The organism is Sphingobium sp. R-21 (genome assembly GCF_049913335.1).
GTDB lineage: Bacteria > Pseudomonadota > Alphaproteobacteria > Sphingomonadales > Sphingomonadaceae > Sphingobium.
The window spans coordinates 2,582,623-2,607,132 of the sequence record NZ_CP184374.1 but is presented as its reverse complement, the minus strand read 5'-3'; the positions used below and the strand labels follow the sequence as shown (position 1 = coordinate 2,607,132).

Sequence of the window (24,510 nt, the reverse complement as noted above, 5' to 3'; positions counted from 1 at the left end):
CGGCTGGGAAAATGCGGCCTCAAAAGACTGAGCGATTTCCACTCAAAGTGAAATCGCTCTAGTCGTCAGCCGCGTCGAAGGCTGCACGCGCCATGCGGATCGCCTCCTCGTTCGCGTTCACCCAGTAAATCAGCCGTCGCGTCTCTCCGTGCAGCGCCGCGCCCAGCCCGGTAAGCGCATAGCTCACCTTCGGCGGCACGTCGGCGCTTACGCTGCGCGCCACGAAGCCGTCGCGTTCGAGCGCGCGCAGCTTCAGGGTCAATATCCGCTGTGAAATTGCCTGCTCGGCCGAGAGCGTCGCCAGCAGCCGCCTGAGTTCGGCCTGGCGCAGCTCGCCCGTGGCGAGCACCAGCAGGATCAGGGTCGACCAGCGGTCGCCCAGCAGGCCCATGACCTCACGCACCGGGGCGTCCCGCGCCGTGCCGTGCCGTGCCATTTCCTGGGCCAGGCTGGCCAGGCCCGGACGGTCCGGAGTATCGCTGCACCCGTTGGTCATGATGTGCCCTGGGCACAAAAAAGTGCCGTCTTCCCTCTGTTCGCGGATACATTATGCCGCCTGCCGGGAAGGTCAACGAATTGGGAGAGCATGATGGCCGAAGATGCCATTCGTCTTGACGGCAAGGTGGCGATCGTGACCGGCGGCGCCGGGGGCATCGGCTCGGCCACCGCACGGCTGCTCGCGCGGCGCGGCGCCAGCGTGGCGATCGCCGATATCGCGTTGGATCCGGCTCGCTCCTTGGCCGCCGGAATTCCCGGTGCCATCGCCGTGTCCCTCGACCTTGAGAGCGAAGCCTCGATCGAGGCGATGATCGCCGAGGTTGTCGCAAGGTTCGGCCGTATCGACGTGCTCCACAACAACGCCGCCCTGCTCGGCCCCGATATCGCCCGGGCCGACGGTGACATAGAGCACATGGCGACGGCCCTCTGGGACCGGACCTACGCCGTCAACGTGCGCGGCACGATGATCGCCTGCCGCGCCGCCCTGCCCCATCTGCGCGGCACCCGCGGCAATATCGTCAACATGGTCAGCAACCTCGCCGTGCAGGGCCATCTGATCCAGTCGGCCTATTCCTCGTCCAAGGCCGCGATCATCCAGTTGACCCGCGCCATCGCCGCCAGCCACGGCAAGGCCGGCATACGCTGCAACGCGGTCGCCCCCGGCATGACCATGACCCCGGCCCTGCGCGAGGCCTTTCCCCCTGCCCTGCGCCGGACGGTCGAGGATGAAACCCTGCGAGATCAGCTCGGCGAGGCCGAGGACATTGCCGAGGTCGTGGGATTCCTCGTTTCGGATGCGGCCCGCCACGTCACCGGTCAGGTGCTGGTGGCCGATGGTGGCTGCGCCAGCCATGTTCCGGGCCTCGCGGGCTTCCGCTCCTTCCTGTCCGGAGAACATTGAAATGAGCCCTTACGACATCGTCGTCATGGGCGCGGGCCACAATGGCCTCGTCGCCGCCGCCTACATGGCCAAGGCGGGCAAGAAGGTGCTCGTCCTCGAACGCAAACCCCATTATGGCGGCGGCGTTTCCACCCGCGAATTGCTTCACCCCGGCTTCTGGCACGACGAACATTCGAACGTGCACATCATGATCCAGGGCAACCCGATGCTGCGGGAGGACGAGCTGGGGCTGCTGTCGAGGTTCGGCCTGGAATATATCTACCCCGACCTGATCCATGTGAGCATCTGGGATGATGGCACGGTCATCCGCTCCTACAAGGATCTCGACAAGACCTGCGAGGAACTGGCGCGGATCTGCGGCCCGAAGGACGCGGAAGCCTACCGCCGGTTCGTCCAGATGAGCCAGACCGCACTGCCCATGCTGGTCAGCGGTCTCTACAGCCCGCCCTTCCCGATGGGCGCTTTCGTGGCGATGATGGACCAGTCCGACGAGGGCCGCTTCCTCCTCGACCTGATGCAGCGTACCGCGCTCGACATTGTCGACGCCTATTTCGACAGCGAACTGCTCAAGCTCCACATCGTCCGCATGGTGACCGAGAACCTGCAGATGCCGGACGAGCTCGGCACCGGCATGGGCGCCTTCGTCATGCCCGGCATCGTCCACAGCTATGGCTGCTCGATGCCCAAAGGAGGCTCCGGCCAGCTCTCCCACGCCCTCGTCCGCGCGATCGAGCATTTCGGCGGCGAGGTGCGCTGCAATGCCGAGGTCAGGCGCGTCATCGTCTCAGGCGGCAAGGCTGTCGGCCTCGAACTCGTGGACGGCGAGACCTTCATGGCCAGGGACGGTGTGATCGGCGCGATTCATCCCCACGTCCTGCGCAAGTTCGTGGGCGAAACGCCCGAACCCGTGCTCCAGCGGGCCGAGCGCGTGACCCAATCGACTTTCTCGATCAATCTCACCCATATGACGCTCAAGGAGCGGCTTCGGCTCAAGGTCGGCAACGACTGCAACGCGATGATGACCGAGCTGATGGATTTCTACACTGTGCGCGACATGAGCCTCGAATATGACAAGCTGCGCCGGGGGGAGGTCAGCTCGCGTCTCGTCGCGGGTGGCGACAACACGATCTTCGATCCTTCCCGCGCCCCTGAAGGAGCCGGCCTGTTCTACGGCGTCAACTTCGCCCCCTATAATCTCTGGCCGGGCGGCCCCGCCTCGTGGGACGAACGCAAGGAGGAGATCGCCGACAAGGCTCTCGCCCAGTATCGCAAGTTCTACGTCAACCTCACCGACGAGAACATCACCGGCCGCCTCATCCGCTCGCCGATCGACCACGAGCGCGACAGCCCGGCCAGCTTCGTGCGCGGCGACATCCACGGCTGCGCGCCGTTCTTCTACCAGTCCGCCGGCCACCGCCCGACTCCCGACCTCGGAAGCTTGCGCGTGCCCGGGATCGAGGGTCTCTATCTTGTCGGCCCCTTCATGCACCCAGGGGGCGGCGTGTTCGGCGCGGGCCGCGCCACGGCCATCCAGATGATGGACGACATGGGGATCGACTACGACAAGGTCTGCGGAAGGGCCGTCCAGTGAGCAATGCAGCCAAGCCCCCGGTGGCGAGGATTCTCGACGCCAACGACAAGGAACTCATGGCGATCCGCAAGCTTGAGCGCGACGGCAACACGCTGGTCGTGCGCGGCAAGATCTTCGGCGCCATGCCCATGGTGGCCAAGCTCACGCCGGGCGAGGCCCGCGCCGCGCTCAGGCTGCTGGATTTCCGGACAATCCTGTTCCTGCTGACCCTGCTATTTCGAAAATGAGGCGATATCCAGGAGCGCTGGAGCCACGGTGATCAGATGACCGTAGCGACATGCTCCACGCTGGGGGGCTCGACGAAGAATGGCCCGGCCAGGGCCCGCCAATGCTGGAAGCCCTGGCTTTCGCGGAAATCGACCATGTGCGCCTCGACGCTTTCCCAGCCGACCACCAGCCGATAACGCTCGGGATGCTCAATCGACCGCTGCAGGGCGAAGGAGAGGAAACCCGTGGCGCCTTCGAAAAAGGGCCGCGCCGCAGCAACCGCCGCCTCAAACTCGGCGCTGCGCGTAGGGTCGATCGTCAGCGTTGCAATCTCATATATCATGCTGGGTCTTTCACAGGCTGGGTTTTGCACAAGTCCATTTCGCCGTCAGCTCGATGCCGCTTCCGATCGGAAACTCGTCGCGCACCGCCAGCCCTCCGGGCCAAGCTCGCGCGTCCGCCGTTGCGCGGTCGGCATAGCGCTCGAACTCGGCTGCAACCTTGGGTTCAGCGAAGATCATCCAGCCCTGATCACCGGGCCGGTCGCCGCTGTCAAGCGACCACCACCCGGCCCCGGCTGCTGGGAGCCATCCTCGACAAATTCGATCAAATTGCCCGCGCAGTCGCGGATGAAACAACCCTTGCCGAAGGCTTCGCGCACGACAAACGCGATGTCGGCTCCCTTCTCCGTCATCTCGGCCAGAAATGCCTCGATATCCTCGACCCGGAAGGCCACATGCTTGTTGCCGTGGACCAGCAGGTCGCGCAGCGGAGAGCGTCGGTCCTCAGGCAGCGACGCCGCCCCCTCCACCTCGAACAGCTCGAATCGCAGCGGCCCCTTGCGCACCATGGCGGTGTGGCTGCGCGCCGCCTCGATCCAGAACCGCTTCTCCAGTTCGAAGCCGAGTACGCGTCCATACCATTCGATAGCCTCGTCAAGGCTGGGTACGGATACTCCTCCGTGATGAAAGGTGAACTCCGCCATCAGCGCATCTCCGCAAGGGTTTGGGCCCGCCAGTCGGTCATGCAGTCGCGCATGCCGATGCCGCACCCGCGCACCGGACGGCGGCGCTTGCCCGGCTCGGGATCATTGCCGCCGCAGACCAGGGCCAGGTTCATGCCGGGATTCCACATGCAGTTTCGGAAAAGCATTCGAACATGAGGATTTCTTCCTAGTCGGCGGTCCAACCGGCATCGACCACCATGCTGGTGCCGGTCATGAAAGCGGAGGCGTCGGAAGCGAGGTAGAGGACGGCTCCCATGAGGTCCTCGACCCGGCCGATGCGGCCGAGCTTGATCTTGGTGAGGACATTGGCCCTGAACACGGCATCGGCGAACATCGGGGCGGTCATCGGCGTCTCGATGAAAGTCGGTGCGATGGTGTTGGAGCGGATGGCATGGGGGGCAAGGTCGAGCGCAAAGCTCTTGTTCATGCCCTCAAGCGCCCATTTCGACGCGCAGTAGAGGCTGCGGTTGGGTCCGCCGACATGGCCCATCTGGGACCCCATGTGGATGAGGCTGCCGTGCGTTGCCGTCTCGATCATCCGTTTCGCGCAGGCCTGCGCGACAAAGAAGGCGGCCTTGAGGTTGAGGGCAAGGACGGCGTCATAATCCTCTTCGGTCACGTCCCATATCGGCTTGGGCCGGTTGGTCCCGGCGTTGTTGACAAGGACGTGGAAGGGCTCGCGCGCGGCGAAGAAGGTCTCGACGGCGGCAAGGTCCGAGACGTCGAGCACCGCCGCCTCCGCCGTGCCACCGGCGGCACGAATGGCCTGGGCCGCTTCCCCGATCTCGCCAGCGGAACGGGCGGCAAGCGTGACCACCGCGCCCGCCTGCGCCAGCGCCGCGGCGCAAGCAAGGCCGATACCGCGCCCCGCCCCGGTGACGAGGGCGCGGCGATGGTCGAGGCGAAAGCTGGGAGTCTGGGGGAGAGCGGTCATGCCCCCGGTCCTCACGCCCGTGTCAGTTCGCTTGGTTCGACCTGCCCCGCATAGGGCACGTTCCTGCCGCCGAAACGGCGGACGCGGATGTTGGCCTGCTCACCGTGGCCAGCGAAGCCCTCAAGCGCACAGAGGCGGCTGCAATATTCGCCGATGAGCGTGCTTGCCTCGTCGGTCAGAACCTTCTGGTAGGTACAGGTCTTGATGAACTTGCCGACCCACAGGCCGCCGGTATAGCGCGCCGCCTTCTTCGTCGGCAGGGTGTGGTTGGTGCCGATAGCCTTGTCGCCATAGGACACGTTGGTGCGGCTGCCCAGGAACAACGCGCCGTAATTGGTCATGTTGGCCAGGAAGTAGTCTGGGTCGGCGGTCATCACCTGGACATGCTCGCTCGCGATCTCATCGGCGATGTCGACCATCTCCTCGTAGCTTTCGGCCACGATCACCTCGCCGAAGGCCTCCCACGCCTTGCGGGCATGGTCGGCGGTGGGAAGGATATTCAGCAGGCGCTCGATCTCTCCCATCGTCTCGCGGGCGAATTTCTCGCTGTTGGTGAGCAGCACGCCCGGGCTGTCGGGTCCGTGCTCGACCTGTCCCAGGATGTCGGTCGCGGCCATTTCAGGGTCGCAGCCAAGCTCGTCGGCAATGATGAGGGTCTCGGTCGGACCGGCGAAGAGGTCGATGCCGACGCGGCCGTAGAGCTGACGCTTGGCTTCGGCCACGAAGGCGTTGCCGGGACCTACAAGGATATCGACAGGGTCGATCGTCCCGGTACCCAGGGCCATCGCCCCGATCGCCTGGATGCCCCCGAGCGCATAGATCGCATCGGCCCCGGCGAGCGCCTGCGCGGCGACAATAGCCAGCGCCGGCTTGCCCTGGAACGGCGGAGCGCAGGTGATGACGCGCGGCACGCCGGCGATCCTGGCGGTGATCACGCTCATATGGGCCGAGGCGAGCAGAGGATATTTGCCACCCGGTACGTAGCACCCGGCATTCTGGATGGGCAGGTGCTTGTGGCCAAGCACGACGCCGGGCAGAGTCTCGACCTCGACGTCCTTCATCGAATCGCGCTGGACCTGCGCAAAGTTCCTGACCTGGGCCTGGGCGAAGTCGATGTCCTTGCGCTCCTGAGGGGTAAGGCTGTCGACCGCCGCGTCGATCTCGGCCTGGCTCAGGCGATAGTCCTCTCTGTCCCAGCCGTCGAATTTGACGCTCATCTCGCGCACGGCCACATCGCCGCGCGCCTCGATATCCGCCAGTGCCGCCTCGACAATATCGCGCACCTTGCGGTCCGCGTCTGCCTTCGCTTCCGCGCTCGCTCCGCGCTTGAGCCAGATCGCCATCGAATACTCCGAAGATATGATTGCAGCACGGATCAATGCCGCTAGCTCCGTCGACCGACCATCACATTGTATCGATGCGAGCGTATCGACCAAATGCCTTTGGCCTCGTCTGCGCGGTCCGATAATCCGACGTCGAGATAATCGGGAGACCCTTCCACCATGCGCCTTGCCACGCTTCGCAACGGAACCGCCGACGGCCGCCTGGTCGTCGTTTCGCCCGATGCGGCGCACTGCGCCGCTGCGCCGGTCCGGTGCCTGCAGGAAGCCCTGGAGAATTGGGAGATGATCGAGCCGGAGATGGCCGCGATCACCAACTTCCCCGAAGCGCTGGACCTGGCCCATGTGCTCGCCCCGCTGCCCCGCGCCTGGCAGTGGCTCGACGGCTCGGTCTATCCCAGCCATGGCGAACTGATGGACAAAGCGCTCGGCATCGAGCCGTTCAAGCCCGACTGGCCGCTGATGTACCAGGGCGTTTCGGACACCTTTCACGCACCCCTAGCCGAGGTGCCGATGGCAAGCGAGGAACTCGGCATCGATTTCGAGGGCGAATTCGGCGTGATCACCGACGCCGTGCCGATGGGCACGTCCGCCGAGGAGGCCGGCAGGCACATCAAGCTCGTCGTCCAGATCAATGACTGGTCGCTGCGCAAGCTCGCCGGGCCGGAGATGAAGTCGGGCTTCGGCTGGATCCAGGCCAAGCCGCCCTGCGGCATGGCCCCCTTTGCCGTCACGCCTGAAGAACTCGGCCTGGCCTGGCGCAAAGGCCGCCCGGCGATGAACCTGTTCGTCCACTGGAACGGCAAGCCGTTCGGCAATGCCGATGGCGAACAGATGGCCTATGGCTTCGACGAGCTCGTGGCCCATGCCGCCCGCACCCGCAATCTCGTCGCGGGAACGGTGATCGGCTCGGGCACGGTGTCGAATCCCAATTTCCGGGAGGTCGGCTCATCCTGCATCGCCGAACGGCGGGGCATCGAAATCGTCGACACAGGCGCGGCCATCACCGAGTTCATGCATTACGGCGACACTGTCCGCATGGAGGCGGTGTGTCGCGACGGACGCTCTCCCTTCGGCGTGCTCGAACAGACGGTGGTCAGGGCCTGAACGAAGGTCTCTCCGGCGGCAAGAGCGCCGCCCCTTCGGTCGCCGAGCCGCTCAGGCATGGACCATAGCCGAGTCTTTGCGCAGCCGCGCGAACAGGCTCAGCGCCGCGCCCACCAGCGCCGCCGCGGCGAGGACGCCGAAGGCCCCGCGCAATCCGCCCGTGTGGCTCCCCGCCACCGTCACCACCACCGGGCAGAGGAATTGCCCGACCGAGAACGCGCCGGTCCACAATCCCGCGCCGCGGCTGCGGACCTCGAACGGCAGTCCGCTGATCGCCCAAACCAGCAGCGAGGGCAACAGCATGCCGGCGCCGAACTGGTTGATGAAGCACCCGGCAAGAAAGCCCGCCGGCGCACCAGAGCGACTCATCAGCAGGAAGCCGATCGCAAGCAGCGTGAACTCGATCAGCAGCAGACTCGCGATCGGCAGCTTCGATCCCACGCGCGAATAGACATATGTGCCCACCGGCACCCCGATGCTGGCGAGCGAAGTGAGGAAGCCGATCCGCGCCGGATCGGTGATGCCGAACTGGGTCAAACCGATCGGGGACTGGATCTGCGCGGTGTAGAACAGCACGGACCCGAACACGGTGATCGCAATGATCCCGCTCATTCGCAACCACGGGAAACCGGCCGAACTGGCGTCGCGCTGGGCAATTTCCGCATCCGGGGAGTCGCGCCGTGCCGGTTCCCAGGTGAATAGCAGCACCAGCACGAACATCAGCAGCGCCGAACCATAGACCCAGAATGGCGCGCGCCAGCCGAACCGGCCCAGGAAACCGCCGACGTTCAGGAACAGAAGAGCGGATATCGAGGCCATGGCTGTCTGCCCTGCCAGCCAGCGGTCACGCGCGGGGCCTTCGAAATAGTCGCCGATCATCGTCGTGCTCAGCACCATGATCATCGCTTCAGCCATGCCGACCGCCACGCGTGACACGATGATCCAGCCAAGATCGCGCAGGAAGACCGGCGCGATGCCCACCACCGCATAAACGAGAAAAGCCGCCAGGAGCAGCCGCCTGCGACCGAACCGATCCCCCAATATTCCCGCCATCGGCGAAAACAGCGCAACGCACAGCGCCGGCACCGTCAGTACCATCGGCACCCAATATTCGTGATGCTCAACGCTGGCGAATTCCTGGAGCAACGCCGGCAGATTGGGCGCCAGCAACACGATCGCCATTGCCGACAAGGTGATCGGCAGGAGCAGCGAGATCCCTGTGGCAAATCCCGCCCGTTGATGCGTGGTCATATCTTCTCCCGCCTTGAGGCCATGTCTTGTGGCAAGTTCCCCAGCCCTGACGCATTAGACTGCCGTGGCCCATCGATCCAAACGATGGTGTAGGATCGTGCACATCCATGAGAAGGGATCGGAAAACCTGTCGAAGGGCAGATTATTCGACGCCATGCCAAGCGGAGGCGTCGAGCGGCATCGGGTGGTCAGGAAGGGCGCGCGGCGAAGGCATCGCGCGTGGTGATGGTGCGGCGAGCGGAACTGATGCGCCCGCTCTGACCGCCGCGTTGAAAGCTCAACTAGGCTCGCAAGTCTATTTTCTACCAAAACAGAAGACAATATGCTGCTATCCTGGGCAAGCCTGAGATGGAGGACCAATGAGGAACAGTTCGCATAGCAGCGCCGGAAGCCGGACCGACGTCGGTCTGGTGGCAGCAGCGAATGACGATGGCCGCCCCCTGCTGGCCTATGACTGCGATCAGCATCACGCCGTCGGGCCCCGCGCCCGCGCCCTGATCTTCAACGATCCGCGATCGCGCGCACTCCTGCCACTGATCGCACGAGTGGCGCCCAGCGACGCCAATGTGCTGATCATGGGCGAGACCGGCACCGGCAAGGAACTGGTCGCACGCTATGTCCACAGCCTCAGCGATCGGGCGCACGCGCCCTTCGTCGCGGTCAATTGCGGCGCCTTTTCCGAATCGCTGATCGAGGGTGAACTGTTCGGCTATGAAAAGGGCGCCTTCACCGGGGCGAACGTCGCGCGGCCCGGCTGGTTCGAGGCCGCCAATGGCGGGACACTGTTCCTCGACGAACTGGGCGACCTGTCGCTGCCGCTGCAGGTGAAGCTGCTGCGTGTCCTGCAGGAGCGGGAAGTCGTCCGGCTGGGATCGCGCAAGGCGGTGCCGCTCAACGTCCGGGTGATCGCCGCCACCAATGTCGAACTGCAGCAGGCGGTGAATGAGAGCCGCTTTCGATCCGACCTCTTCTACCGCCTTCAGGTCGTGGCCATCCCCCTGCTCCCGCTACGCGAACGGCGAGCGGACATCCTGCCGCTGGCGCGCCATTTCCTCGAGCAATACGGGAAGCGAGCAGGCGCCAGCCGGCTGGAGTTGAGCGCGGCGGCCGAAGAGGCGCTGTTCCAGCATGGCTGGCCCGGCAACATCCGCGAGTTGGAAAATGCGATCCACCGCGCCACGCTGATCTGTGAGGATGGCCGGATCCGGCCTGCCGATCTCGGGCTGGGCGACCCTGTGGGCGCCAGCGATCCGGGCGCCGATCCCGCCTCGCTGGAGGAGGCGGTTCGTCCCCTCATCGGCCGGCTGCTGAAGGGCGACCATGATCAGTTGCTAGACCGGCTGGTCGCGTTCACCGTGACCGAGGCGTTTCGCCTGTCGAGCGAAAATCAGATCAAGACGGCCGCGGCGCTGGGCATTAGCCGCAATGTGGTGCGGACCCATCTCAAGAATCTCGATCTGATCTGACGATCCCGCTTCGGCCGATCCCCGCCCCCATCCGCCAGGCCGACGCCATGATCGCCATCGCTGCCCGCGCAGAGGCGAGCCGGCCAGGCTTGACGGTCTCACCTGACGCTGATTCTCGTCTGTCCGGGTTTCGCAATATGCAAGAACCCCGCCCGGACACGCTGGGCGTGCCCGGACAGGTGCACTTTATCTTACAGCTTGCCGCTCAGCGACACGCCGATGATGCGGGGTTCGTTGAAGACCGCCGCCATATAGTTTTCAATCACGCCCTTGAGGTTCTTCTCGTTGGTGATGTTGCGGGCGAAAGCCGCGATCTCATATCTGCCGCCGGGCGCGGTGTAGCCGATCTTCAGGCCGCCTTCGAAGTCGCCCTTCGAATAGAACTCCTTCGTCCGGTAAAGGACGAAATTGGTATAGCCCTGGATATTCCAGTCGGTCGCGACGAAGGCCTTGCCGCCATTGCCGAGCGGAACATCATAGCGGGCCGCGATATTCGCCGTATATTTGGGCGCGTTGGGCAACGGATTGCCGTCGATCCTCGCCAGATAGACCGGGCCGAAGGCCGTCGCCACGGTGCGCAACGGGTTTTCGACCGTGCAGACCACCACGCCGTTGAGAGCGCAGACCTGCGCTTCGGCATTGGGGTCGTCAATCTCCGTATGCAGCAGGCTGACACCCGCCGAAAGCGTCAGATTTTCGAACGGACGCGCTTCCAGATCGGCTTCCATGCCATAGGCCTTGGCCGCCCTGGCATTGAACAGGACGCCATTGCCGTTGACGTCATTGCCGTTGAGCTGGATGTCCTTCACCTTCCAGGCGAAACCGGTCAGGTTGAAGCGGACGCGGTTGTTCAGCAGGCTGGTCTTGATGCCGCCTTCATAGGACATGATCGTTTCCGAATCCGCCGTCGTGAAGTCGCTGTTGAACACCGCAGAGCGGCCCTGGATGGTCGGACCACGGAAGCCGCGCGCGACGCGGGCGTAGAGGCTGACCTCGGGGCTGAACGCGTAGAGCAGGCTGACGTCCCAGCTCGGCTCGTCGCCCTTCAGCTTCACATAGCGACGGCCCGCATAGGTGGAGACGCCCGCTGCATTGGCCGCGGCGCGGACCAGGCGGGTCGATTTCTCGTCTTCGGTATACCGGCCGCCTGCCGTCAGGGTCAGGCCGGGCACGATTTCATAGCTGGCCTGGCCGAACACCGCCCAGCTTGTGTTGACGTTGCGCAGGCGAACCCAGTTGTTGGGATTGCGCGCGGCGGTGGTCAGGAAATAGGCGCGCTGGTAGAAATCGGTCACGTCGCGGCTGTCGAATACCATGCCGCCGACCTGCCATTTCAGGGCATGGTCGCCATTGCTGGCAAGGCGGACCTCCTGCGTCAACTGGTCGAGATCGCGGACATTGCCCTGGCTCTGGCCGAAGCCGCTGGGGACGCCCGCGACGGGGAAATTGGCGGCCGCGCCGCCGTCGGTATCGCCCCGGCTGTAACCCTTTGTCGTTTCATAGGCGGTGATCGAGGTCAGGGTCACCGGGCCGAAGTCCAGAGCGATATTTTCCGATGCGCCGTAGGTCTTGTAGGCCTGCGGGTTGTTGTGCGCTTCGTCGAGGGCGATCTTCGTGCGCGGTTCGGCCGCGACGCTGTTCGATCCCTTCACCAGCGCGCCGCGATGGAAGATGGTCGAGGTGCCGTCATAGTCGCGATAATGGAAGCTGGTGAGCATCGACAGCGTGTCATTGGGCGTCAGGAGCAACTGGACGCGAACGTCCTTTTCGTTGAAGCCGCCCATCGCGTCCTTCTTGGGCGAGACGGTGCCGTCGGCGCTGGCGCCGGTATAGACATTGTCGACCCAGTCGTCGCGATGCTGGTAGAGCGCCGAAACGCGGAAGGCGAGCTTGTCGGCGACGATGGGGCCACCGATGCCGCCGTCGAAGGTGACGGTGTTGTAGCTGCCATAGCTGGCCGAGGCACGGCCCTGCCAGTCCATCGACGGACGGATCGTGTCGAACTTGATGATGCCCGCCGTGGTATTGCGGCCGAACAGCGAACCCTGCGGGCCGCGCAGCACTTCCACCTGGTTGACGTCGAAAACGGGGTTCGATTTCAGCACGACATGTTCAAGGACGACATCGTCCTGGATGATCGACACCGGCTGCGAGGCGCCGAGATAGAAGTCGATATTGCCGAGACCGCGGATGTAGAAGCGCGGAAAGATGCGGCCGGTGGTGGTTTCGGCGTAGAGGCCGGGCACGCGGGCCGCCAGTTCAAGGATGTCGCCGCCGCCGGACTGGAGGCCGCGCAGCTGGTCGCCCTGGACCACGCCGACGGAAACCGGGACGTTCTGCAGATTTTCGGAACGACGTTCTGCGGTCACGACGATCTCGTCGAGCGCGCCGTCAGTCGCCGCCTCCTGCGCGTGGGCGATCCCTGCGATCGACAGCGCGCCAAATGCCGAAGTCAGCAGCAGCACTGACCGTCCGTAGCAGGTTTTGGACAAGATGATTTCCCCCAGAATAGCCGTTGTTCACCCCGGCCGTGTCGATCCCCTGATCGTCTCTCACCGCAGGCGATGTGGCGCCTAGGAGCGGATTGTGGCGGTTCGGTGACAAAGAGCGGCCATTGCCAGACGATCGTATAATTTCTGCTGCATTGTTGCTGCCTGGCAACATGGGAACAGGCCGCGCTTCTCATCATCAGCGATCGATGGCGGCATTCCTGATGCGTCAGCTCTTCCATTCCCCGGCCTGATCGATGGCCTGGCGACCCAAGGCGGGATCATCCGTGAAAAAGGCATCAAGCCCAAGGGCAAGGTAGCGCTGCATCTCCGCCACGCTCCCGGCAGGGTTGCGGGCGCTGTCGCCCTGATCATTGCGGAAGTCGGCAGCCAGAAAATGATTTTCCGGCCGGAAAGTCCAGGTGCCGACCAGCAATCCCGCCCTGTGCGCGGCTTCGACCAGGCCTGTCGGCCGGGCGAGTCGTCCATCGGGCACCAGCGGAATGATCATGCGGGTCGACGGGGCCAGATAGTCGGCATAGGTCGCGATTTCGCTCAGACCCTGGGGTGCGACGATGTCTGCATAGGTGCGTTTCATGCCCTGCGCGGCGATGTCGGCGGGCATCGCGGCCGGATCGCCAATAAGCTGCATCAACCGGGCATGGGGGAAGGATGAGAGGCGGGGACGCAGCTCTTTCAGATTGCGCGTCTCAAAGGACTGGATGATCAGCGGCGCGCGGGACAGATAGCTGCTCTTGCCGATATGGTCCAGGAGGCGCGGCTCCAGCGGCAGGCCCAAGCGGGCAAAATAGGTGGAATGCTTGATTTCGGGAATGAGGCCGATGCTTCGTCCTCGCGCGGCTGCCTCGGCGGCCAGGAAATCGGCGATTTCCTCCAGCGAGACGATCTGGAACTGGCCATCGAAGCCGCGGCTTTCCGGCCGCATCGGCCCCAACCGCTCGCGGGCGCGCAGGGTCTTGAGTTCCGCCAGGGTGAAATCCTCGGTGAACCAGCCGACCTGCTGTTCCCCGTCGATCGTCTTGCTCGTCCTGCGGCTGGCGAATTCGGGGCGAGAGGCGACATCGGTCGTTTCGGCAATGTTGTTTTCGTGCCGCGCGACGAGAACGCCGTCCTTCGTCGCCACCAGATCCGGCTCGATGAAGTCGGCGCCGTCCTCGATCGCCTTTGCATAGGCGGCAAGCGTATGTTCGGGCCGGAGCGCCGAACAACCGCGATGCGCCAGGAGAAGCGGGCGCCTGCGGTCCGGGACAGGGGCGGCGACCGCCACCCCCGTCTTCATCGCCGCGCCCAGCAGCGCAAGATCGGCGCCCGAACGGAGCAGATCCCGCCGGGTGAAAGGTGCGGCCGTCATCAGAACATCACCGACAGCGTGCCGAACCATTGGCGCGGCGGGATGGGATAGACATTGTAATTGTTGGTGTTCGCGCTCGCCTGCACGGTCGATGCGCCCTTTTCGTCGAACAGGTTGGTGACGTTCAGGCTGATTTCCGCCTTCTGCAGGCCGAACATGTCGGCCGGCAGTCGGTAGGCGAGGCGGGCGCTGGCCTGGAAATAGGATTTGACCCAGGCGTCATTGGTGAAGGTCGTGTAACGGCGGCCGACATAATCGCCCACCAGCTGTGCATCGAAATTGCCGATGGTGAGGGTCGCGACCGTCTTGTTCATCCATTTCGGGCTGACCGGGATCAGCTTGCCGCCGGTCGGCACGACCCCGCCTGTCGTCGCGATACCGCCGATGCGCGTGCCGGTCGCCTGGCCGGTGGTGGTGCTGTAGTCGCTGTCATAGATGGATCGGTTGTAGGACAAGGCGTTGTAGAGCGAGAAGATCTGGCCGAAGCGCAGCGTCACGGCGGCGTCCACCCCGTCCGTCTTGACGTCGCCGACGTTGAACACGGCCGGCGTGCCACCCGAAATGCCGCCGCCGCCAATGCCGCCGATCGCGGCAGCAGGCGTGATGCCGATCAGGCGATCCCGGAAATCGACATGATAATAGTTCACCTGCGCGTCGATGCCGGTAAGGAAAGCCGTGTCGATTTCGCGGCTGGTGCGGAAGCCGATTTCATAGACCCAGCTCGTTTCGGGCCGGCCGTTATTCTTGAGATTGTCGAAGGCGGCCTGGCTGCCGCTGCTCCACGGCGTCACGCCGCCCGCCCCATAAGGCTGGAACTGGCGCAGGTTTTTCTGGACGTTGACGTAGAGCTGTTCCTTGTCGGTGATGTTCCACTTGGCGCCCAGTGCCGGCAGGAACCAGCGCTTGGTGTTGATCTCGCCCTCCGGCAAGGCGCTCGACGACCCGGGCAGCGAGCCGATGATCGGCTGCACCGGGAAGGTGCCGCTGGCGAATTGCAGACTGGACTTGAAGCCGCCCTGGATCAGCAGGCTGGGGGTAAGCTGCCAACTGTCCTGCAGGTGGAATTGCAGCACATTGGTCCGCATCTCGCTGCCATATTGGGTGAAGAGCGGGTTGGTCGGCCGTTCATAGGGGCTGTAGTCCTGCGGCCGGGTCACATCCAGCGCATACCAGCGGCGATAGGCGGCCGAGCTGTTATATTCATACCAGATGCCTGCCTGAATGGCATGGTCGCCCAGCGTCGCATCGAGCGAGGAAAGCACGCCGCCACGATCGATCCGATATTCGGTGGTGCGGATGGCATAGCCCGAATTGCCGGTCGCGGCCTTCAGATTCTGGCCCGGGAAGTAGAGCGAGAACAGGGTGGGAAGCGATGCGACGGTAATCGGCCCGGCGACGATGCCCGCGCCGTCATTATGGTGATAATAGACCTGGGTCGACCAGTCGACGGCATCCGAAAGATGCGCCTGATATTTGACATAGCCCAGATAATCCGTGCGCAGCGCTGCGCTGTAGTAGTTGCGGTAATTCTGCGCCTGCGCGGCAGGAACGGCGCCATTGGCGTCGAGATAGGCGATCGCCGCGTTGAAATCGGGATAGAAGAAGGGACGGACATAGGGCTGATAGGCCTGCGCCGCGTTGGCCGGGTTCTTGAAGACGGTGGTTGCGTCTTCGTTCGGCTCCTGCTTGTCGGAATAGGCGAAATAGCCGGTCAGCTTGCCGTTGCTGTCGTCATGCACGAACTTGGCATTGACCTGCCAGCCGCCCTGCCGCCCGTTGAAGTCCCAGGCGCGGGCGCGCTGGCGCAGTACCGACACATAGCCGCTGTTGCCATTGCCGAATTCGCCGCTGTCGAGGCGCAGGAAGGTGCGCGACGTCCCATAGCTGCCCACCGTCTGGTTGATTTGCGCACCCATTTGCTGGCGGGGATCGCTGGAGAAATTCTCGATCGCGCCGCCCAGGTTGCTGGTCGACGCGATGCCCAGTTCCGCCGCGCCGGTCGCCACGACCACGCTGCCGACATTTTCCGAGATGATCGCGCGCTGCGGCGAGAGGCCGTTGAAATTGCCGTAGCTCTGGTCGCCCAGCGGCACGCCGTCCAGCGTGTGGCCGAGTTGCTGGCCGCTGAAGCCGTGGATGAACAGCGAGGCGTTCTGTTCATTGTTGCCCCAGGGATCGGCCGTCGCATACATGACGCCCGGCAGGGTCTGGATCGCCTTGAACGGCGCGACGCCCGGCAGGATCTTCTGGATTTCGGTCGTCGTGATCGCAGTGGCCGACCGGGTCGCCTTCACGCCGGTCACGATGATTTCGGAATTGCCGGAAGCAGCAGCCTCTTCGGCGGGCGCAGGCTCCGCAGGCGCCTGGGCAAAGGCGGGAGCGGCCGCGAAAAACGACAGCAGTGCAGCGCCGGCAAGCAGCCGGCCCCGCGAGGACGGGTGAGCGATCATGGATGGATTCCCCTAAGGTGCCGTGCTGGCTTGCACGGTTGGCGGCAGCAACTAGGCGGGGAGAATGACGGTTTGTTGGCACCTTGGGGACAATATTGTTACACAGGAATAAAATAATCGCCTGCCGCCAGAAGCCTGTTTTCTGCGGACAATCATGGGGCTGGGACGCGCAGGATCGTCATTTCCGGGCCCTCACGACAGGATGCGCGATACAGGCTGTAAAGGCGCGAAAAACCATTTTCCCCTTGCCCCGGCGGCAATCCCATGCACAAAGCTTGCCAATTGCCGCGCGGGACATTGGCTTAAACCTGCGATAAGCATTCGGCAGCAAGGATGAAGTGATGGACGACGTAATGATGCAGGACCGGTCAGCCCCGGCATCGCCCCTTCCCCCCCAGGAAGTGGGAGAGGGCCTGTCCGTTATCTCCATCGCCAAAAGCTATGACAAGCGCGTGGTGCTGGCCGACGTGTCGCTGACCGTCGGCAAGGGCGAGGTGGTCGGCCTGCTCGGCCCCAATGGCGCGGGCAAGACGACCTGCTTCTATTCGGTGATGGGGCTGGTGCGGCCGGATCATGGCCGCATCGTGCTGGATGGGCAGGACATCACCGGGCTCCCCATGTATCGGCGGTCCATATTGGGCCTGGGCTACCTGCCGCAGGAAACCTCGATCTTCCGGGGGTTGACGGTCGCGCAGAATATCGGCGCGGTGCTGGAACTGGCGGAGCCGGACAAGGCGGCGCGGCAGGCGCGGCTGGAACAGTTGCTGAACGAGTTCGGCCTGACCCGGCTGCGCGATTCCTCCGCCATGGCGCTGTCTGGCGGCGAGCGGCGGCGGTGCGAGATCGCCCGCGCCCTGGCGGCCGATCCGTCGATCGTGCTGCTGGATGAACCCTTCGCGGGCATCGATCCGCTGTCCATCGCGGATATTCGCGATCTGGTGAAGCAGTTGAAGACGCGCGGCATCGGCGTACTGATCACCGACCATAATGTCCGCGAAACGCTGGAGATCGTGGACCGCGCCTGCATCATCTATGACGGCAATGTGCTTTTCGCGGGCAGCCCGACCGAGCTTGTCGCCAACGCCGACGTGCGGCGCCTCTATCTGGGCGAGAATTTCTCGCTCTGACATGAGCGGCGGACCGACCCTTCCTGACTTCGGCGAGGGGAAGGGCTGATGGCGCTCGCGCCCCGTCTGGACCTGCGACAGAGCCAATCGCTGGTCATGACACCGCAACTGCAGCAGGCGATCAAGCTGCTGGCGCTGTCCAATCTGGAGATCGAGGCGTTCGTCGCTGGCGAGCTGGAGAAGAATCCCCTGCTGGAAGCGGGAGGGCCCGAAGATTTGGCGCCTCCCGCCGACGGCGTGGACCGGACGGTGGAACAGCATGATCTGCCAGCCGCCACGGGCGATGCCGACCAGTTGATCAGCCAGGGTCTGGGCGCTGCGGATTCGCCGCTGGACGTCGATTATGGCGCGGAAACCTTTATCGACGACGGGCCGGGCGACCGGATGGCAGGCGGAGCCATCGGTTCCGGCGGGAACGACCTTCTGTCGGGCGGAAGCGGCGAAGCGCCCGATTTCGACAGTTTCGCCAATCCGGAGCAGGGCCTTCAGGAATATCTGATGGACCAGGCGCGCAGCGCGCTGTCGGGCAGTGACCTGATGATCGCGGCGCAGCTGATCGGGCAGATCGACGAGGCCGGCTATCTGGAGGCCGACCTGCTGGAGACCGCCCATGGCATGGGCGTTCCGCTCAGTCAGGTGGAGCAGGTGCTGATGGTGATCCAGGGTTTCGACCCGATCGGCGTCGGCGCCCGGTCGCTGTCGGAATGCCTGGCCTTGCAGGCCCGGGAAGCGGATCGCCACGACCCCTGCATGGCCAAGCTGCTCGCCAATCTGGATTTGCTCGCCAGGGGCGCCCTGCCCCAGCTTCGCCGGATTTGCGGAGTGGATGAAGAGGATATGGCGGACATGATCCGCGAACTGCGCGGATATGACCCCAAGCCCGGCCTGCGTTTCTCCACCGAAAGCGCAGCGCCGGTGACGCCCGACCTGTTCGTGCGTCCGATGCGGGAGGGCTGGTCGATCGAGATCAACGGCGCCACCCTGCCTCGCGTGCTGATCAATCGACATTATTATGTCGAGCTGGCCTCCGGTCCGCAGGACAAGACGTCCAGGGCCTGGCTGGCCGATTGCCTCGCCAGCGCCAATTGGCTGGTCAAGGCGCTCGATCAGCGGCAGAAGACCATCATCAAGGTCGCAAGCGAGATCGTCCGACAGCAGGAGGATTTCTTCCGCAAGGGCGTGGCGCATCTGAAGCCGCTAACGCTGAAGGCCGTGGCGGATGCGATCCAGATGCATGAATCGACCGTCAGCCGCGTGACGTCGAACAAATATCTGTCCTGCCCCCGTGGCCTCTATGAACTCAAATATTTCTTCACGAGCGGCGTTTCGGCGTCCGGCGGCGACGGCGCCGTGTCGGCCGAAGCGGTCAAGAGCCACATCAAGGCGCTGATCGCGGCGGAAACGCCCGATGCCATATTGTCCGACGATACGCTGGTCGATCTGCTTCGCGCCAAGGGCACGGACATCGCCCGCCGGACCGTCGCCAAATATCGCGAAGCCATGGGCATCGGATCGTCGGTGCAGCGGCGGCGGCAGAAGGCGCTGCGCGGGCAGGCGGCTTGACCCGGCAACGCCGCCGGGCCAGATCGGCCGCCCCCAGACAAGGAACAGCTTCATGTCCATCGCCTATCTGAACGGGAGCTTCCTGCCGATCGAGCAAGCCCGCGTCTCCGTACTGGATCGCGGCTTCCTGTTCGCGGACGGCATTTACGAGGTCGCAGCCGTGATCGACGGCAAGCTGGTCGACAGCGCGTCCCATCTCGCCCGGCTGGAACGGTCGACCAGCGCGATCGGCATCGCCCTGCCGCTGTCCCTGGCGGAGATCGAGGCGGCGCAGAAGGAATTGGTGGCGCGCAACGGGCTGACCGAAGGGCTGGTCTATCTCCAGATCACGCGCGGCGCCGATGCGACCCGCGATTTCCTGCCCTCCCCCGATATCCGGCCGACGCTGGTGATGTTCGCCCAGGCCAAGCATTTCCTCGACGTGCCCGCCGCGCGCGACGGCATCGCGGTGGCGACCATGCCGGACCTGCGCTGGGCCCGCCGCGACATCAAGAGCGTCGGCTTGCTCGCCCAGGCCATGGCGAAGCGCGCCGCTGCCGAGGCGGGCGCGCAGGAGGCGTGGATGGTGGAGGATGGGTTCGTCACGGAAGGCGCATCGTCCACCGCCTTCATCGTGACGGAGGACGGCGTCGTCACCCGGCCATACAGCCAGGCGGTGCTGGCGGGCTGCACCGGCGCAGCGCTGACGGCGCTGGCGGAGGAAAGCGGCATCGGGATCATCCGCCGTCCCTTCACCGTCGCCGAGGCATTGGCGGCGAAGGAAGCCTTCATCACGAGTGCATCCACGCTCTGCCAGTCGGTGGTGCGGATCGACGGTCAGGAAATCGGCGGCGGCAAGCCCGGCCCGATCGCGATGCGGCTGCGCGCGCTCTATATCGACTTTGCCCGGCGCACCGCCGTCTGAGCAAAAATGCGCAAAAGCTGATCCATATCGGATGAAGAATCGAACGAACGCCATTGCCGCCATTTCGGCGGCGATCATGGCTCCATTTTGGTGTCCGTTACGGCGATTTCGGGAAAAGACCCGTTTACAGGCGCGCTGATGGGCGCGATGCGCGGCTTAAATCTCCATAGTGGAGAATGGTCTGGCTGCGTAACGACGGCGTTACGATAAGCTGAAACAAACAGGATGGAGATTTTCGGCGTGGGTTTGGATCATGAAGAGATCGGTTTTGGCGCATCGCCGGACCAACCCTTCGGCACGCGGGACGAGCGGCCCGGGCTGCTCATCCTGGCCGACGATATCTATAACGACGATGCCGCGCTGCTGAGCCGGGCGGCGGGGCTTCGCCTGCTGGGCACGGTATCGCTGGATCAGGCATCGAACCGGCTCGACGTGCAGATCGGCTGCGACATCATCCTGTGCTTTTGCCCATCGCCCGATCCGATGGTTGAGCGGCTGCTAGTGCAGATAGAGACATTGGCGCTGCAGAATGACATGCCGGTCATATTGGTCGCCGATCTGGACACGATCGATCTCGCTTATGCCTGCCTGCGCAGCGAGCGGACCCAGTTGCTTTGCCGGCCGGGACATACGGATCTGGCCGCCGCGTTGCTGGCCGCCGCGCGCCAGACGCCGTCCCGCTCGCTTCATGAGGTGAATCGGGAGAGTGAAGGGCTGCAGCTCCAGCAGTTGAGCGACGAGGTAAGCCGCCTCGCCCGCACGCTGGAGGCACTGACCCTGCGGCCTCGTCACGCGACGCCATCCTTCGACCTTGGCCCGCGCATATCGGACGAACCAAGCGACTATATCGGCATGCCCGCGCTGGAACCGATCGGCAGCGCGGACAAGTCGGCCGAAGCCGCAACCTTGGAGGCGGCGCAGGTGCGCGACCTGCTGCGCGCGCGCCGGTTGCGCGACGATTTCCTGCCCGCCGACCTGTTCGCCGACCCCGCCTGGGACATGCTGCTGGATTTGCTGGCCGCGCGGCTGGAGCATGAGCGGGTGTCGGTATCCAGCCTGTGCATCGCATCAGCGGTGCCGCCCACCACCGCGCTGCGCTGGATCAGGACACTGACCGAAAAGGGCTTTGTCGACCGGCAGGCCGACCCGCACGATGGACGACGCGTCTTCATCGCGCTGGCCGATCACACGGCCGAAGCCCTGACCCGCTGGTTCACCGCCAGCCGCCGTTTCCTTTGCGCATGACGATTATCGCCTCTTCCCCGCTTGACCGGCGTCCGGATTGCCGTAGATAGGCGCGCACCGGACGCCCGCGATCAATGCTGGCATCGGGCGATTAGCTCAGTTGGTAGAGCGTCTCGTTTACACCGAGAATGTCGGCGGTTCGAGCCCGTCATCGCCCACCATTTTCTTCCATTTGAAATATCTGTTCCCGTCCGAGCAACAATGACGTAGGATCAGGCACTTAAGGAATGCTTGGGTAGGGCAACTGACTCATGTCTCTCACGCTTGTCTTCAGCGGTACGATAGCGCCTTTGCTGCTGATCCTCTCGCCCGTTTCACTGTCTAAAGCGCGCGATTGCGTGAATTGGGACGCACTGGCAAAGGCGGTGGACATTGCGATGGAAAAGCCCTGCCCGAAAAAGAGGCCCCGGCTGCCCTTGATGTGAAAAGCCCGTGCGCCACGGATATTGCGGCGCAACGCGAGCGCTGCTAATTGGTGGCGCCATGATCCAGCCGCCTGAAATCATCCGCGTCACCAAGCCCCGTGTCTCCTGCGACGGTTCGGGAGATATTCCCGCCGCGCTGGGCCATCCGCGCGTGTTCCTTGAAATCGACGAGCATGGCTATATCGATTGCGGCTATTGCGACCGTCGCTTCGTGCTCGTAGGCAGCGCGGCGGACACGCCGGAAATCGCCGGTTTGCCGGATATTCCATCGGGCGCCAGCCTTTAATCCTGGCAGGCGCGCTCCTGCAAAGGCAGGAGCAAGCCATAGCCGGATCTCTGTCGTGAGCGCCAACAAATCGGTTGGGCTTGCGACTTGCCGCCCCTATATCGGACAGCATGACCGATGCTGTTCCCCAGTTTACCGATGCCCGCGGCCTGCTTTATCGCCCTGGCCTGCTTGATCCCGACGGCGCGCGCCGCCTGACCGCAGAAGCGCTGAAGGGCTGCGACGATGGCGAGCTTTACCTACAATATCGGGCGAGCGAGAGCTTCGGTTTCGATGACGGTCGGCTGAAGACAGCTGATTATTCCACCGATGCGGGCTTTGGCCTGCGCGGCGTTTCCGGGGAGATGACCGGCTTCGCCCATGCCAACGACATCAGCGAAGCGGCGATCCGCCGGGCGGCCGAGACGCTGACGCTGCTCGATCCCGCCAGCGGCCAGCCGGCCCCCCCACCGCAGCGCACCAACCGCCACCTCTATACCGACGTCAATCCGTTGGAGATCGTGCCCTTTGCCGAGAAGGTGACGCTCTGTGCCGCCATCGACGCTGCCGCGCGCGCCCGCGATCCCCGCGTCGCGCAGGTCTCGGTCAGCCTGGCGGGAAGCTGGTCGGTGGTCGAGATCGTGCGCGCCGACGGCTTCACCGCGACGGACATCCGCCCGCTGGTGCGGCTCAACGTGTCCGTGATCCTGGAGGAGAATGGCCGCCGCGAGACGGGGGTGTTCGGCATTGGTGGCCGTTATCTCTATGACGAAGTGATGGCCCCCGCAATCTGGAACCGGGCGATTGACGAAGCGCTGGCGCAGGCTCGCGTCAACCTGCGCTCCGTCGCTGCTCCCGCGGGTGAGATGACCGTGCTGCTGGGGCCGGGATGGCCGGGCGTTCTGGTGCATGAAGCGATCGGGCATGGGCTGGAGGGCGATTTCAACCGCAAGGGCACCAGCGCCTTTTCCGGCCGGGTGGGTCAGCGGGTTGCGGCTCCGGGCGTTACCGTTGTCGATGACGGCTCAATCATGAGCCGGCGCGGCTCGCTTTCCATTGACGATGAGGGCACGCCGACGCGGGAAAATGTGCTGATCGAGGATGGCATCCTCAAGGGCTATATGCAGGACCGGCTGAACGCCCGGCTGATGGGCGTGGAACCGACCGGAAACGGTCGCCGCGAAAGCTATGCCCATGCACCGATGCCACGCATGACCAACACGTTCATCAAGGGCGGGAATGACGATCCGGAGGAACTGCTGAGCCGTATGAAGTCGGGCATCTTCGCCAAGAGCTTCGGCGGTGGGCAGGTCGACATCGTATCGGGCAAGTTCGTCTTCTCCTGCACCGAGGCCTACAAGGTCGAGAACGGCAAGCTGGGCGATCCGATCAAGGGCGCGACACTGATCGGCGATGGGCCGACCGCGCTGACAAAGGTGGTTGGCGTCGGCCATGACTGGGCACTGGACGAGGGGATCGGCATGTGCGGCAAGGCGGGGCAAAGCGTCCCGGCCGGCGTCGGCCAGCCGACGCTGCTGATGGAGGGACTGACCGTCGGCGGCACGGCGACCTGAGCCGCTAACGCCATGGGCGGAGGAACCCTTGGCGGGGTCGGTCTTTATTTTCATGATGAACATGCTGACCGACAGCCATGATGCCGTGACCGCGGACTGGGCGGCTGCTTTGCTGGATTTCTGGTTCAACCAGATCGGCGAGCAGGGCTGGTGGAACCATGATCCAGCGCTGGATCGAAGCTGCAAGATGCGGTTCCACGCACTGTGGGAAGAAAAGCGTCACGTGCCCGCGGAGGAATTTCTGGAACGGGCCGACGATGCGTTGGCGGCAGTGCTGTTGTTCGACCAGTTGCCGCGCAACATGTTCAGGGGATCAGCGGCCGCCTTTTCGACCGATGCACTCGCGCGGGCGGTGGCGCGTGGTGCCATCGCCCATGGATACGACATCCAGATTGGCGGAGCGGGGCGGCTGTTTTTCTACATGCCGTTCCAGCACAGCGAGGCTTTGGACGACCAGATATTGTCGCTCAGCCTGTTCGAGGGAGCGGGGGATGAAAAATCCCTGGCTTTCGCGCAGCAGCATTACACCATGATAGAGCGCTTCGGTCGCTTTCCCCACCGCAATGCGGCGCTGGGCCGCGTGGATGCGCCCGGCGAACAGGAAGCGATCCGGGAGGGCGGCGCCTGGTAAGGCGCATGCCTCTGACCCACCATCGGCCGGTCGCGACGGCGGCCCGACGCCGATGACCCCTGTGCCTAAAATTTAAGCAGGGCTGCAATGCTGCCCATTTTTTCAGCGCCCCATATTGCCGCACTTCCGCAAAAGCCCGCATTAACCCGACCTTCGCGAATTGG

Annotated in this window: 24 protein-coding genes and 1 tRNA gene; 14 read left to right on the top strand and 11 right to left on the bottom strand. The window is 64.3% G+C overall.

Annotated elements, in window-relative coordinates; translation table 11 throughout:
- Positions 1 to 58: 58 nt before the first annotated feature.
- Positions 59 to 496: a winged helix-turn-helix transcriptional regulator gene (locus tag ACN9MX_RS12500; protein ID WP_363738373.1), complete on the bottom strand. Its 438-nt coding sequence runs from the start codon at positions 494 to 496 to the stop codon at positions 59 to 61.
- A 90-nt stretch (positions 497 to 586) separates the two neighbouring features.
- Between ACN9MX_RS12500 and ACN9MX_RS12495 the strand changes: the two genes are divergently transcribed.
- Genes ACN9MX_RS12495 through ACN9MX_RS12485 form a run of 3 tightly spaced genes read left to right on the top strand, consistent with a single transcriptional unit; the run spans position 587 to position 3,217 of the window.
- Positions 587 to 1,399 carry an SDR family NAD(P)-dependent oxidoreductase gene (locus tag ACN9MX_RS12495; RefSeq protein WP_363826964.1) on the top strand — a complete coding sequence of 271 codons (813 nt, stop codon included), beginning with the start codon at positions 587 to 589 and terminating at the stop codon, positions 1,397 to 1,399.
- A gap of 1 nt (position 1,400) precedes the next feature.
- Complete coding sequence (locus ACN9MX_RS12490; protein WP_363738369.1) at positions 1,401 to 2,990, top strand: phytoene desaturase family protein; 1,590 nt, start codon at positions 1,401 to 1,403, stop codon at positions 2,988 to 2,990.
- Positions 2,987 to 3,217 carry a hypothetical protein gene (locus tag ACN9MX_RS12485; RefSeq protein WP_363755395.1) on the top strand — a complete coding sequence of 77 codons (231 nt, stop codon included), beginning with the start codon at positions 2,987 to 2,989 and terminating at the stop codon, positions 3,215 to 3,217. Before ACN9MX_RS12490 ends, ACN9MX_RS12485 begins: the two co-directional genes overlap by 4 nt.
- Before the next feature lie 32 nt (positions 3,218 to 3,249).
- Here the strand turns inward: ACN9MX_RS12485 and ACN9MX_RS12480 are convergent, their stop codons facing one another.
- The 6 genes from ACN9MX_RS12480 to hisD are packed head-to-tail and all read right to left on the bottom strand — an operon-like array spanning position 3,250 to position 6,480.
- Positions 3,250 to 3,540: an antibiotic biosynthesis monooxygenase family protein gene (locus ACN9MX_RS12480; RefSeq protein WP_363738365.1), complete on the bottom strand. Its 291-nt coding sequence runs from the start codon at positions 3,538 to 3,540 to the stop codon at positions 3,250 to 3,252.
- A gap of 10 nt (positions 3,541 to 3,550) precedes the next feature.
- Positions 3,551 to 3,718, bottom strand: a complete 168-nt coding sequence (locus ACN9MX_RS12475) for a hypothetical protein (RefSeq protein ID WP_363826962.1) — start codon at positions 3,716 to 3,718, stop codon at positions 3,551 to 3,553.
- Entirely contained in the window at positions 3,715 to 4,182 is a 468-nt protein-coding gene (locus tag ACN9MX_RS12470) for a VOC family protein (protein WP_363826959.1), read from the bottom strand. The genes ACN9MX_RS12475 and ACN9MX_RS12470 overlap by 4 nt, the downstream gene beginning before the upstream one ends.
- Positions 4,182 to 4,316, bottom strand: a complete 135-nt coding sequence (locus ACN9MX_RS12465; RefSeq protein WP_363826956.1) for a hypothetical protein — start codon at positions 4,314 to 4,316, stop codon at positions 4,182 to 4,184. Before ACN9MX_RS12465 ends, ACN9MX_RS12470 begins: the two co-directional genes overlap by 1 nt.
- A 53-nt stretch (positions 4,317 to 4,369) precedes the next feature.
- Positions 4,370 to 5,137: an SDR family NAD(P)-dependent oxidoreductase gene (locus ACN9MX_RS12460; RefSeq protein ID WP_363826953.1), complete on the bottom strand. Its 768-nt coding sequence runs from the start codon at positions 5,135 to 5,137 to the stop codon at positions 4,370 to 4,372.
- Positions 5,138 to 5,148: 11 nt separating this feature from the next.
- Positions 5,149 to 6,480: a histidinol dehydrogenase gene (gene hisD, locus ACN9MX_RS12455; RefSeq protein WP_363738358.1), complete on the bottom strand. Its 1,332-nt coding sequence runs from the start codon at positions 6,478 to 6,480 to the stop codon at positions 5,149 to 5,151.
- 159 nt (positions 6,481 to 6,639) lie between these two features.
- Between hisD and ACN9MX_RS12450 the strand changes: the two genes are divergently transcribed.
- Positions 6,640 to 7,584: a fumarylacetoacetate hydrolase family protein gene (locus ACN9MX_RS12450; protein WP_363826951.1), complete on the top strand. Its 945-nt coding sequence runs from the start codon at positions 6,640 to 6,642 to the stop codon at positions 7,582 to 7,584.
- Between the two features lie 51 nt (positions 7,585 to 7,635).
- Here ACN9MX_RS12450 and ACN9MX_RS12445 read toward each other — a convergent pair whose 3' ends face one another.
- A complete protein-coding gene (locus tag ACN9MX_RS12445) occupies positions 7,636 to 8,835 on the bottom strand; it encodes an MFS transporter (RefSeq protein ID WP_363826949.1) in 1,200 nt (399 codons plus the stop codon).
- A 359-nt stretch (positions 8,836 to 9,194) separates the two neighbouring features.
- Between ACN9MX_RS12445 and ACN9MX_RS12440 the strand changes: the two genes are divergently transcribed.
- On the top strand, positions 9,195 to 10,301 hold the full coding sequence (locus ACN9MX_RS12440; protein ID WP_363826947.1) for a sigma-54 interaction domain-containing protein: 1,107 nt from the start codon (positions 9,195 to 9,197) through the stop codon (positions 10,299 to 10,301).
- Between the two features lie 191 nt (positions 10,302 to 10,492).
- On the opposite strand, the gene ACN9MX_RS12435 is transcribed toward ACN9MX_RS12440, so the two are convergent.
- From ACN9MX_RS12435 to ACN9MX_RS12425, 3 genes are all read right to left on the bottom strand, one after another.
- Positions 10,493 to 12,793, bottom strand: coding sequence for a TonB-dependent receptor (locus tag ACN9MX_RS12435; RefSeq protein WP_363826944.1), 2,301 nt, complete (start codon positions 12,791 to 12,793; stop codon positions 10,493 to 10,495).
- 226 nt (positions 12,794 to 13,019) lie between these two features.
- Positions 13,020 to 14,162: a glycerophosphodiester phosphodiesterase gene (locus ACN9MX_RS12430; protein WP_363826941.1), complete on the bottom strand. Its 1,143-nt coding sequence runs from the start codon at positions 14,160 to 14,162 to the stop codon at positions 13,020 to 13,022.
- Positions 14,162 to 16,612 carry a TonB-dependent receptor gene (locus ACN9MX_RS12425; RefSeq protein WP_363826938.1) on the bottom strand — a complete coding sequence of 817 codons (2,451 nt, stop codon included), beginning with the start codon at positions 16,610 to 16,612 and terminating at the stop codon, positions 14,162 to 14,164. The genes ACN9MX_RS12430 and ACN9MX_RS12425 overlap by 1 nt, the downstream gene beginning before the upstream one ends.
- Before the next feature lie 341 nt (positions 16,613 to 16,953).
- On the opposite strand from ACN9MX_RS12425, the gene lptB reads away from it, so the two are divergent.
- From lptB to ACN9MX_RS12380, 9 genes are all read left to right on the top strand, one after another.
- A complete protein-coding gene (lptB, locus tag ACN9MX_RS12420) occupies positions 16,954 to 17,739 on the top strand; it encodes an LPS export ABC transporter ATP-binding protein (protein WP_363738344.1) in 786 nt (261 codons plus the stop codon).
- 48 nt (positions 17,740 to 17,787) lie between these two features.
- Positions 17,788 to 19,302 carry an RNA polymerase factor sigma-54 gene (gene rpoN, locus ACN9MX_RS12415; protein WP_363826935.1) on the top strand — a complete coding sequence of 505 codons (1,515 nt, stop codon included), beginning with the start codon at positions 17,788 to 17,790 and terminating at the stop codon, positions 19,300 to 19,302.
- Positions 19,303 to 19,354: 52 nt separating this feature from the next.
- The gene (locus ACN9MX_RS12410; protein ID WP_363826932.1) at positions 19,355 to 20,206 is read left to right on the top strand and encodes a D-amino-acid transaminase; all 852 of its coding nucleotides are present in this window, start codon (positions 19,355 to 19,357) and stop codon (positions 20,204 to 20,206) included.
- 240 nt (positions 20,207 to 20,446) lie between these two features.
- Entirely contained in the window at positions 20,447 to 21,451 is a 1,005-nt protein-coding gene (locus tag ACN9MX_RS12405) for a MarR family transcriptional regulator (RefSeq protein ID WP_363826930.1), read from the top strand.
- An 85-nt stretch (positions 21,452 to 21,536) separates the two neighbouring features.
- Positions 21,537 to 21,612: transfer RNA gene (locus ACN9MX_RS12400), tRNA-Val, on the top strand.
- A gap of 90 nt (positions 21,613 to 21,702) precedes the next feature.
- The gene (locus ACN9MX_RS12395) at positions 21,703 to 21,876 is read left to right on the top strand and encodes a hypothetical protein (RefSeq protein WP_426387035.1); all 174 of its coding nucleotides are present in this window, start codon (positions 21,703 to 21,705) and stop codon (positions 21,874 to 21,876) included.
- A 58-nt stretch (positions 21,877 to 21,934) separates the two neighbouring features.
- A complete protein-coding gene (locus tag ACN9MX_RS12390; protein WP_133653123.1) occupies positions 21,935 to 22,162 on the top strand; it encodes a zinc-finger domain-containing protein in 228 nt (75 codons plus the stop codon).
- Between the two features lie 110 nt (positions 22,163 to 22,272).
- Positions 22,273 to 23,715 carry a metalloprotease TldD gene (tldD, locus tag ACN9MX_RS12385; RefSeq protein ID WP_363826804.1) on the top strand — a complete coding sequence of 481 codons (1,443 nt, stop codon included), beginning with the start codon at positions 22,273 to 22,275 and terminating at the stop codon, positions 23,713 to 23,715.
- 55 nt (positions 23,716 to 23,770) lie between these two features.
- Positions 23,771 to 24,346, top strand: coding sequence for a DUF924 family protein (locus ACN9MX_RS12380; RefSeq protein WP_363827020.1), 576 nt, complete (start codon positions 23,771 to 23,773; stop codon positions 24,344 to 24,346).
- The last annotated feature ends 164 nt before the right edge of the window (positions 24,347 to 24,510 follow it).